The following is a 10274-nucleotide window of genomic DNA, read 5'->3' on the forward strand; positions in this document are numbered from 1 at the left end:
GCGCCGGCCGGGCCGGGCGGCGCGGGCGGTGATGGAGGACGGCACCCACGTGCTGCTGGCCGGCGCCGGGGCGGAGGAATTCTGCCGCGGCCACGGCCTCGAGATGGTCGAGCCCGGCTTCTTCTCGACCGAGGCGCGCCGCCGTCAGCTCGACTCGGCGCAGGCCGGCGGGCGGGTCAGCCTCGACCACGACGAAACGGCGCCCCTCGACGAGCGCCAGAAGTTCGGCACCGTCGGCGCCGTGGCGCTCGACCGGCACGGCCACCTCGCGGCGCTCACCTCCACCGGCGGCATGACCAACAAGCGGCCCGGCCGCATCGGCGATACGCCGCTGATCGGCGCCGGCACCTATGCCGACGACCGCACGGCGGCGGTGTCCTGCACCGGCACCGGCGAGGTCTTCATCCGGGCGGCGGCCGCCTACGACGTCTGCGCCCGCATCGCCTATGCGGGCCTCGGCCTCGACGCGGCGGCGGAGGCGACGATCCGCGACGGGCTGACGCCGCTCGGCGGCCAGGGCGGCCTCATCGCGGTCGATGCGCGGGGCCATGTCGCCATGCCGTTCAACACCGCGGGGATGTATCGCGGCCTCGTCCGGGCCGGCGACACCCCGACGACCGCGATCTTCTGAGTGCCGACCGTGCCGCCTTCCGCTTCCCCCTCCCCTCCCCCGTCGCCGATCCTGCCCGACCGGCGCATCCTGTCGGTCTCCGATCTCAGCGTGCGCTTCACCACCTCCGAGCGAACGGTCGAGGCGGTGCGCCACCTGTCCTTCCACGTCGAGGCCGGGGAGACCCTGGCGATCGTCGGCGAATCGGGCTCGGGCAAGTCCGTCACCTCGCTGGCGCTGATGCGCCTCGTCGCGCATGGCGGCGGCACGATCGCCAGCGGGCGGATGCTGTTTCGCCGCCGCTCCGGCGCGATCCTCGACCTGGCAGACGCCTCCAATGCCGAGATGCGGGCCTTGCGCGGCGCCGAACTCGCGATGATCTTCCAGGAGCCGATGACCTCGCTCAACCCGGTCTTCACCGCCGGCGAGCAGATCGCGGAATCGATCCGGGTGCACCAGGGCAAGGGGCACGGCGCCGCCCGCGCCGAGGCCCTGCGGATGCTCGATCTCGTGCGGATTCCGGAGGCCCGCAACGTGCTGACGCGGTTTCCGCATCAGCTCTCCGGCGGCATGCGCCAGCGGGTGATGATCGCGATGGCGCTCGCCTGCCGGCCGCAGCTCCTCATCGCCGACGAGCCGACGACGGCCCTCGACGTCACCATCCAGGCCCAGATCCTCGAACTGATCCGCAGCCTCCAGGACGAGATGAAGATGGGCGTCGTCTTCATCACCCACGACATGGGCGTGGTGGCCGAGGTCGCCGACCGGGTGCTGGTGATGTTCCGCGGCGACAAGGTCGAGGAGGGCGCGGCTCCTGCCCTCTTCGCGGCCCCGCGCCACGCCTACACCCAGGCGCTGCTCGCCGCCGTGCCGCGGCTGGGCGCCATGGCGGGCAGCGACCTGCCGCGCAAGTTCGACTTGCTGCGGCCCGAGGCGACCGAGACCCCGGCCGTCGCGGCGACGCAGGATGCAGCCCAGGATCACGCAGCCCAGGATACCCGCCGGCCGGGCCCGCCGATCCTGCGGGTGCGCGATCTCGTCACCCGGTTCGACATCCGCGGCGGCCTGCTCAACCGGGTGCGCCGGCGCGTCCACGCGGTCGAGCGGATCAGCTTCGATCTCGCCTCCGGCGAGACCCTGGCCCTCGTCGGAGAGTCGGGCTGCGGCAAGTCGACGACCGGCCGCTCGCTCCTGCGCCTCGTCGAGAGCCAGAGCGGCTTGATCGAGTTTGCTGGCGAGAACATCCGCGACCTTCCTCCGAACAAGCTTCAGGCACTCCGAAAAAACATCCAGTTCATCTTCCAGGACCCCTACGCCTCCCTCGATCCGCGCCTGACCGTCGGCTTCTCGATCATGGAGCCGCTCTTGGTGCACGGCACGCCCCGGCGCGAGGCCGAGGCGCGGGTGGCCTGGCTGCTGGAGCGGGTCGGGCTGACCCCGGCGCAAGGGCTGCGCTATCCGCACGAATTTTCCGGCGGCCAGCGCCAGCGCATCGCCATCGCGCGGGCACTCGCGCTCAACCCGAAGGTGATCGTCGCCGACGAGGCGGTCTCGGCCCTCGACGTCTCGATCCAGGCCCAGATCGTCAACCTGATGCTCGATCTTCAGCGCGAGCTGGGCCTGTCCTACCTGTTCATCTCGCACGACATGGCGGTGGTGGAGCGGGTGAGCCACCGGGTCGCCGTGATGTTCCTGGGCCAGATCGTCGAGATCGGGCCACGCCGGGCGATCTTCGAGAACCCGCAGCATCCCTACACGAGGAAGCTCATGGCGGCGGTGCCGGTCGCCGATCCGGAAAGGCGCCACGCCAAGCCGCGCGGCCTCCTCACCGGGGAGATTCCGAGCCCGGTCCGGGCGCTCGGCGACGAGCCGGAGGTGGCGCCGCTGGTCGAGGTCGGCCCCGGCCACTGGACCGCCCGCCATACGGTCGGCGGGCTCGCTGCCTGACAGATTCCAAGAAAGGACTCCTCATGACCCGAGGCACAACGATGATCGCGCGCGCTCTCCTCGCCACCGGCCTGCTCTGCAGCCTCCTGACCCCCGCCCTCGCCGCCGGCGACCCTGTCCTCGTCCTCGGCAACCAGCCCGAGACGCTCGACCCCTACAACACCAACACCACGCTGACCACTGCCGTCACCAAGTCGTTCTACGAAGGTTTGTTCGAGTTCGACAAGGACCTGAAGGTCCGGAACGTGCTGGCCGAAAGCTACGAAGTCTCTCCCGACGGCCTCGTCTACACCTTCACGCTGCGCGAGGGCGTGAAATTCCACGACGGCACGGTCTTCGACGCGGCGGCCGTGAAGGCGAACCTGGAGCGGGTGCTGAACCCCGACAACCGCCTCGCCCGCTACAACCAGTTCAACCGGATCAGGACGGTCGAGGTCGTCTCGCCTTCCGTGGTGCGGATCACCCTCAAGGAATCCTTCGGCCCCTTCATCAACTCGCTCGCCCACGCCTCCGCGGCGATGATCTCGCCGACCGCGCTCCAGAAATGGGGCAAGGACATCGCCTTCCACCCGGTCGGCACCGGTCCGTTCACCTTCGTCGAGTGGAAGCAGACCGATTCGGTCAAGGGCGCGAAATTCGCCGATTACTGGCAGGCCGGGCTGCCGAAGGTCGACGGCATCATCTGGAAGCCGGTGCCGGAGAACGGCACCCGCGCGGCGATGCTCCAGACCGGCGAGGCCGATTTCGCCTTCCCGCTCCCCTACGAGCAGGCCAAGACGCTTGGTGAGAACAAGAAGCTGAAGGTCATCGCACAGGATTCGATCATCGAGCGCTATGTCAGCATGAACATGCTGCAGAAGCCGTTCGACGACCTGCGCGTGCGCCAGGCGATCAACTATGCGATCAACAAGGAGGCGCTCGCCAAGGTGGCGTTCAGCGGCTATGCCAGCCCGGCCAAGGGGATCGTGCCGGCCGGCGTGCTCTACGCCCACCCGATGAGTGCCTGGCCCTACGACCCGGCCAAGGCGCGCCAACTCCTGAAGGAAGCCGGCTACGCCAACGGCTTCGAGACCATTCTGTGGAGCGCCTACACCACCAGCACGGCGCAGAAGGCGATCCAGTTCGTCCAGCAGCAGCTCGCCCAGGTCGGCATCAAGGTGCAGACCCAGGCACTCGAGCCCGGCCAGCGCGTCGAGTGGGTGCAGACCGCCCCCGATCCGAAGACCGCCCGCGTCCGGATGTACTATGCCGGCTGGTCTTCCTCGACCGGCGAGGCCGACTGGGCCCTACGCCCGCTCTTTTCCACGGAAGCCTGGCCGCCCAAGCTCAACAACACCGCCTATTACAGCAACCCCGAGGTCGACGCCCTGATCGCCAAGGCACTCACCTCGACGAAGGACGCCGAGAAGGCAGAACTCTACGCCAAGGCGCAGGAGCTGATCTACAAGGACGCGCCCTGGGCGCCGCTGGTGGTGGAGCAGAACCTCTATGCCACCTCGTCCCGCCTGTCCGGCGTGGTGGTCATGCCCGACGGCAACATCGACAGCCGTCAGGTCGCGGTCGCGCCATAAGGCTCGTCCGGGCGCTGCCGCGCGGCGGCGGCGCCCTCCCTGTCCCTCCCCGTGACCGGCGCCATGCTGACCTTCTTCCTCAAACGGCTCCTCGGCCTCCTGCCGACGCTCGCGATCGTCGCGGTGCTGGTCTTCCTGTTCGTCCATATGCTGCCGGGCGATCCGGCGCGGCTCGCCGCGGGCCAGGATGCCGACCAGCAGACCGTGGAACTGGTGCGCGCCGAACTCGGCCTCGACCGCCCGCTCCCGGTGCAGTTCGGCCGCTACGTCCTGAATCTGGGACAAGGCGATCTCGGCACCTCGATCCGCACCCGGCGCCCGGTCGCGGCTGAGATCGGCGAGCGCTTCCTGCCGACCCTGCTCCTGACGCTGACCAGCATGGCCTGGGCGGTGGCGTTCGGGCTCGTCATCGGCATCGTCTCGGCGGTCTACCGCAACGAGTGGCCGGACCGGCTCGGGATGACGCTCGCGGTCTCCGGCATCTCGTTCCCGGCCTTCGCGCTGGGGATGCTGCTGATGCAGATTTTTTCGGTCGGCCTCGGCTGGCTGCCGACCGTCGGCGCCGGCTCGTGGAAACACTACATCCTGCCATCCCTGACCCTCGGGGCGGCGGTGGCCGCCGTGATGGCGCGCTTCACCCGCGCCTCCTTCGTCGAGGTGCTGGGGGAAGATTTCGTCCGCACCGCCCGGGCCAAGGGGCTGACGGAGCGGGTCGTCATCGCCAAGCACGCCCTGCGCAACGCCCTCATCCCGGTCGTCACCATGATGGGGTTGCAATTCGGCTTCCTGCTCGGCGGCTCGATCGTCGTCGAGGCGGTGTTCAACTGGCCGGGCCTCGGCCGCCTGCTCGTCGATTCCGTCAATCAGCGGGACTATCCGGTGATCCAGGCATTGGTGCTGCTGTTCTCGCTCGAATTCATCCTGATCAACCTCGTCGTCGACGTGCTCTACGGGCTGATCAACCCGACCATCCGCTACAAGTGAGCCGGCCGTGACTGACACCGCTCCTGCCGCCACCCGGGCCGTCGCCGCATTGCCATCCGGCGTGCGGACTCCCTGGTCCGAGTTCTGGCGCAAGTTCCGCCGTCAGCCCGTCGCCGTCCTGGCCCTCGCCTTCGTGGTGGTGCTGGTGGCGCTCGCGATTCTGGCACCCTGGATCGCCCCCTACGACGCGGAGAATTTCTTCGATTACGACCGGCTCAACGAGGGACCGTCCCTCGCGCATTGGCTCGGCGTCGATCCCCTCGGGCGCGACATCCTGAGCCGCATCCTCGTCGGCGGGCGGATCTCGCTCGCCACCGGCTTCCTGTCGGTGGCCATCGGCGGCCTCGTCGGCACGGTGCTGGGGCTGCTGGCCGGCTATTACGAGGGCTGGTGGGACCGCATCGTCATGCGCCTGTCCGACGTGCTGTTCGCCTTCCCGGGCATCCTGCTCGCGCTTGGCGTCGTGGCGATCCTCGGCAGCAGCCTCGTCAACGTGGTGGTGGCGGTGTCCGTCTTCAGCGTGCCGGCCTTCGCGCGGCTGGTCCGCGGCAACACCCTGGTGCTCAAGCGCGCGACCTATGTCGAGGCCGCCCGCAGCATCGGCGCCTCGGACCGCACCATCCTGCTGCGCCACATCCTGCCCGGCACGGTCTCGTCGATCGTGGTCTACGTCACGATGCGGCTCGGCACCTCGATCATCACCGCGGCGAGCCTGTCCTTCCTCGGCATGGGCGCGCAGCCGCCGACGCCCGAATGGGGCGCGATGCTGAACGACGCCCGCGCCGACATGGTCTCCTCGCCCCACGTCGCGATCTTTCCGAGCCTGGCGATCTTCCTCACCGTGCTCGCCTTCAACCTCCTGGGGGATGGCCTGCGCGACGCCCTCGACCCCAAGCTCGACCGCGCATGACCGACATCCCTCCCCGCATCGGGCTGCGGCCGAGCGGCCCGCGCGACGCGATCACCGATGTGGTCGGCGTCACCGTCGGCCACTGCACCCTGGCCGAGGGCGCGATCCAGACCGGCGTGACGGTGATCCGCCCGCATCCGGGCGACCTCTACCACGACCGCGTGCCGGCCGCTGCCGCGGTGCTGAACGGCTTCGGCAAGTCGATCGGCCTGATGCAGCTCGAGGAACTCGGCCTGATCGAGACGCCGATCGCGCTCACCAACACCTTCGGGGTGCCGGCGGTCGCCGCCGCCCAGATCCGGGCGGCTCTGGCGGTCAATCCCGGCATCGGCCGCGAATTGCCGACCGTGAACCCGCTCGTCTTCGAGTGCAACGACGGCCACCTCAACGACATGGCCCGGATGGTCGTGGGCGAGGCGCATTACCGCCAGGCGCACGAGTCCGCCGACGTCACCGTGGCCGAGGGCGCTGTCGGCGCCGGGCGCGGCATGTCGTGCTTCGGGGTGAAGGGCGGCATCGGCACCGCCTCGCGGCAGGTCGAGGCGGGCGGGCGGGCCGTGACGATCGGCACGCTGGTGCTGGCGAATTTCGGCCGGCCCTCGCAGTTGCGGATCGGCGGCCGGGCGCTGGGACCCATCCTCGCCGAGCGGCTGGAGGCTCACCAGACGGTCGCCAAGCCCGAGAAGGGCTCGATCATCCTGATCGCCGCCACCGACGCGCCCCTCGACGCGCGCCAGCTCCGGCGCCTGGCGCTCCGGGCGGGCGCCGGCCTCGCCCGCACCGGCTCGGTCTTCGGCCATGGCAGCGGCGACATCGCGCTCGCCTTCTCGACCGCCTACACGCTGCCGCAGGATCCCGGCACCCCGATGCCGGCGGTGGCGATGCTGCACGACGCCCATCTCGACCCGCTCTTCGAGGCGGTGGCCGACGGAATCGAGCAGGCGATCGTCCATGCGCTGTGGCGCGCCGAGACGGTGACCGGCCGCAACGGCCATACCCGTCCGGCCCTCACCGCGATCCTGCCCGATTGGGCCGCCCTCCCCTCCCCGGTGATGCCGTGAAGGTCCTGATCTCCACCGACATCGAAGGTGTGGCCGGTGTCATCCATCCGGACCAGACCCGCAGGGGCGGACCGGATTACGAGCGGGCCCGGCTCTGGATGGTGCAGGAGGCGAACGCCGCCATCACCGGCGCCTTCGCGGCCGGGGCCGACAGGGTCTACGTCAACGATTCTCACGGCAATTTCCGCAACATGCCGGCGGACCGCCTCGATCCCCGCGCCCATGCGATTCAGGGCAAGCCGCGCCACCTCGGGATGATGGCGGGGGTCGATCTCGGGATCGATGCGGTCTGCCTGATCGGCTACCATTCCCGCGCCCATGGCCGGGGCATCCTCGCCCACACGATCAACGGCTTCGCCTTCGCGTCGATCGCCATCCAGGGTCAGGAACTCGGCGAGGCCGGGATCTACGGCGCGCTCGCCGGCGAATTCGGCGTGCCGGTGGCGATGGCGAGCGGCGACGACGTGTTCATCGCCGAGAACCGGGCGCTCTTCCCCGACACGGTCTTCGTCGAGACCAAGCAGGCGACCGGCTGCCACAGCGGGATCAGCCTGTCGCCGGAGGCGTCCTGCGCGGCGATCCGCGCCGGAGTGGCGGCGGCGCTCACCCGGCCGCGTCCCGCGCCGTTCCGGCTTCCCGCTCCGCTCACGGTCGAGATCCGCGCCCAGAATCCGGCCCTCGCCGACCTGTTCGGCCAGTGGCCGAGCCTGCACCGCCGCGAGGGCAGCACCCTCCAGTTCGAGGCCGGAAGCGTCGCGGAGGCGGTGCGGGTGATCAATAGCCTGTCGGCGATGTCGAGTTTTCTGCGCTCAGCGGTCGGTTGACTGGTCCCGACGAGCTCCGGCACGGCGACCACGATGCCGGCCGGACCGCATCACTCGATTGCACCACCTCCCCTTGACGACGGGCCGCGTCCACCTGGACAGTTAACAGAGCGAGTCGACACCGCAGGGTGCGCCCCGCGACGAACGCCCAAAAGGGCGGCGGACAACACCATCGGGAGGAGACGGACATGACCGTGAACCGGAGCGCCGGCGCACGCCGTGCGGCCTGGGCGCTGGCCCTCGTGGCCCTGGGCCTGACCGGCGGGGCGGCCCAGGCGCAGGCCCTCAAGCAATACGATTCGAGCGGCAAGGCATTCTGGAAGAACCCGCCGCCGGACTGGTTCCTCGGCGACGAGACCTCGGCGCAGAAGGGCCTGGCGCCACCCGCCAACCCGGCACTTCCGGCCTCGGACGAGGAATTGGCGGAGAATCTGAAGGCGGTGAAGCTGCCGGCAGGCTTCACGATCAGCGTCTATGCCAGCGGCGTGCCCGAGGCGCGGCAGATGGCCTTCGGTGACAAGGGCACCTTGTTCGTCGGCTCGTTCGGCGCGACCAACGTCTATGCCATCGTCGACCAGGGCGGCAAGAAGGTCGTCAAGACGATCCTCAAGGGCCTCAACATGCCCACCGGCCTCGCTTTTCGCGATGGCGCGCTCTACGTCGTGGCGATCGACAAGATTTTTCGCTATGACAACATCGAGGCCAACCTCGACAAGCCGCCGGAGCCGGTCGTCGTCTACGACGACATGCCGTCCTACGTCGCCCATGGCTGGAAGTACCTGACCTTCGACAAGGACGGCTGGGTCTACGTGCCGTTCGGCCCGCCCTTCAACATCGGCAACCCGCCGAGCAGCGTGTCGCAGGTGCGCCGCGTCGACCTCAAGACCGGGGCGGCGGAGATCGTGGCGCTCGGCGTGCGCAACAGCGTCGGCGGCGACATCGATCCGCGCACCGGCCGGTACTGGTTCACCGAGAATGCGCGCGACTGGATGAGCGACGACATCCCGAGCGACAAGCTCAACATGATCTCGAAGGTCGTCGAGCATTTCGGCTATCCGTATTGCCACCAGGGCGACATGCCGGATCCGAAATTCGCCCAAGGGCGCAGCTGCGCCGAGTTCACCCCGCCGGTGGCCAAGCTCGGGGCGCATGTGGCGCCGCTCGGCATGAAGTTCTACACCGGCTCGTCCTTCCCGGCCGAGTACAAGAACAACATCTTCATCGCCGAGCACGGTTCCTGGAACCGCCACAAGTACCAGGGCGGGCGCATCGAGCGGGTGATCGTCGATCCGGATGGCAAGAACGCCAAGATGGAGACCTTCGCCTCCGGCTGGCTCAAGGGCGACCGCGACTATACCGGCCGGCCGGCCGACATCCTGGTGGCGCCGGACGGGTCGCTGCTGGTGGCCGACGACTGGGCCGGTGCGATCTATCGCATCGCCTACACCCAGTGAGCGGCGCGGGACCTCGCGCCCGCCCGCCGGCCCGGAGCCTCTCCGGGCCGACCCGCGCTGCGCTCGTCGCCCTCGGGCTCCTCGCCTCCGCCGCGGTGCGGGCCGCGGAGGCGCCCGCGGTGGCGCAGGCCTGCCTCGCCTGCCACGGCGACGCCCTGGCCGAGGGCGCGCCGCCGATCGCCGGGCATTCCAGCAACTACATCCAGTTGCAGCTCGTGTTCTTCCGCGCCGGCCGGCGCAAGAACGAGATCATGCAGGGCGTGGCGGAGGGCCTGTCGGACAACGACATCCGGGCGCTCGGCAAGTACTTCGCCTCCCTCCCGTTCCCGGACCCGCCGCCACCCGCGGACACGCAACCCGACCTCACCAGGGCCGGCGCGACGGCCGCGCTCCAGCATCGCTGCGCCGCCTGCCACGGCGATGCCTATCTGGGCATCCAGGCCGCGCCCCGCGTCGCCCGCCTGCCCGAAGCCTATCTCGCCAAGGCGCTCGGCGATTACCGGGCCAATGCCCGCCCGAGTTCGGGCGGCGCGGCGATGACCGAAGTGGCGGGCTCCCTGTCGGATGCCGACATCAAGGCGCTGGCGCATTACCTGGCGGTGCTGCCGTGAGTGGGCCACCTATTCCGCCTCCTCCCGCATGAACCGCGCGAAGCGCGGATCGCCCAAATACGCCACGTTGACCCGCATCATCGGCGGGCCGGCCGGCCCCTCGGGGAGGAAGATCCCGCCGGGCGCGATCAGGATGCCGTGTGCGGCGGCGCGGCGCGACAAGGCGTCGAGGTCGGTCGTCTCCGGCAGCCCGCACCAGAGATAGTACCCGCCCCGCGGCTCGCCGAAGACCGGAAGGCCGAGCCCGTGCAGGACCGCCCTCCCCTGCAACGCGGCCGCCTCGGCGGACGGATCGAGGCGGC

At 69.9% G+C, this 10274-nt stretch carries 9 protein-coding genes and 1 pseudogene; 9 read left to right on the plus strand and 1 reads right to left on the minus strand.

The annotated features are described in order from the left end of the window. The 9 genes from VP06_RS31195 to VP06_RS31235 all read left to right on the plus strand — a co-directional run. On the plus strand, positions 1-631 hold a 631-nt coding region (locus VP06_RS31195; RefSeq protein WP_048467712.1), incomplete at its 5' end, for an isoaspartyl peptidase/L-asparaginase family protein. Positions 632-640: 9 nt separating this feature from the next. Further along, positions 641-2557 carry a dipeptide ABC transporter ATP-binding protein gene (locus VP06_RS31200; RefSeq protein ID WP_425350973.1) on the plus strand — a complete coding sequence of 639 codons (1917 nt, stop codon included), beginning with the start codon at positions 641-643 and terminating at the stop codon, positions 2555-2557. A gap of 41 nt (positions 2558-2598) precedes the next feature. Then, on the plus strand, positions 2599-4128 hold the full coding sequence (gene gsiB / locus VP06_RS31205) for a glutathione ABC transporter substrate-binding protein GsiB (RefSeq protein ID WP_048467714.1): 1530 nt from the start codon (positions 2599-2601) through the stop codon (positions 4126-4128). Between the two features lie 63 nt (positions 4129-4191). Next, on the plus strand, positions 4192-5112 hold the full coding sequence (gsiC, locus tag VP06_RS31210; RefSeq protein WP_048467715.1) for a glutathione ABC transporter permease GsiC: 921 nt from the start codon (positions 4192-4194) through the stop codon (positions 5110-5112). 7 nt (positions 5113-5119) lie between these two features. Continuing rightward, positions 5120-6022, plus strand: coding sequence for a glutathione ABC transporter permease GsiD (gene gsiD, locus VP06_RS31215; RefSeq protein WP_048467716.1), 903 nt, complete (start codon positions 5120-5122; stop codon positions 6020-6022). After that, complete coding sequence (locus VP06_RS31220) at positions 6019-7083, plus strand: DmpA family aminopeptidase (protein WP_048467717.1); 1065 nt, start codon at positions 6019-6021, stop codon at positions 7081-7083. Before gsiD ends, VP06_RS31220 begins: the two co-directional genes overlap by 4 nt. Further along, a complete protein-coding gene (locus VP06_RS31225) occupies positions 7080-7907 on the plus strand; it encodes a M55 family metallopeptidase (RefSeq protein WP_048467718.1) in 828 nt (275 codons plus the stop codon). The genes VP06_RS31220 and VP06_RS31225 overlap by 4 nt, the downstream gene beginning before the upstream one ends. 188 nt (positions 7908-8095) lie before the next feature. Then, on the plus strand, positions 8096-9361 hold the full coding sequence (locus VP06_RS31230) for a PQQ-dependent sugar dehydrogenase (protein ID WP_048467719.1): 1266 nt from the start codon (positions 8096-8098) through the stop codon (positions 9359-9361). Continuing rightward, positions 9358-9972: a c-type cytochrome gene (locus tag VP06_RS31235; protein ID WP_048467720.1), complete on the plus strand. Its 615-nt coding sequence runs from the start codon at positions 9358-9360 to the stop codon at positions 9970-9972. Before VP06_RS31230 ends, VP06_RS31235 begins: the two co-directional genes overlap by 4 nt. A gap of 9 nt (positions 9973-9981) precedes the next feature. Here VP06_RS31235 and VP06_RS37525 read toward each other — a convergent pair. Next, a pseudogene (locus VP06_RS37525) lies at positions 9982-10274 on the minus strand (aminotransferase-like domain-containing protein); the annotation flags it as partial.

Origin of the sequence: Methylobacterium aquaticum (genome assembly GCF_001043915.1) — a bacterium.
In the GTDB taxonomy this organism is placed as follows: domain Bacteria; phylum Pseudomonadota; class Alphaproteobacteria; order Rhizobiales; family Beijerinckiaceae; genus Methylobacterium; species Methylobacterium aquaticum.

What these genes read in the sequence shown, in the direction of transcription:
- VP06_RS31220 (WP_048467717.1), top strand. Translation starts at nt 6,019, where the DNA reads ATGACCGACATCCCTCCCCGCATCGGGCTGCGGCCGAGCGGCCCGCGC.
- gsiC (WP_048467715.1), top strand. Translation starts at nt 4,192, where the DNA reads ATGCTGACCTTCTTCCTCAAACGGCTCCTCGGCCTCCTGCCGACGCTC.
- gsiB (WP_048467714.1), top strand. Translation starts at nt 2,599, where the DNA reads ATGATCGCGCGCGCTCTCCTCGCCACCGGCCTGCTCTGCAGCCTCCTG.
- VP06_RS31230 (WP_048467719.1), top strand. Translation starts at nt 8,096, where the DNA reads ATGACCGTGAACCGGAGCGCCGGCGCACGCCGTGCGGCCTGGGCGCTG.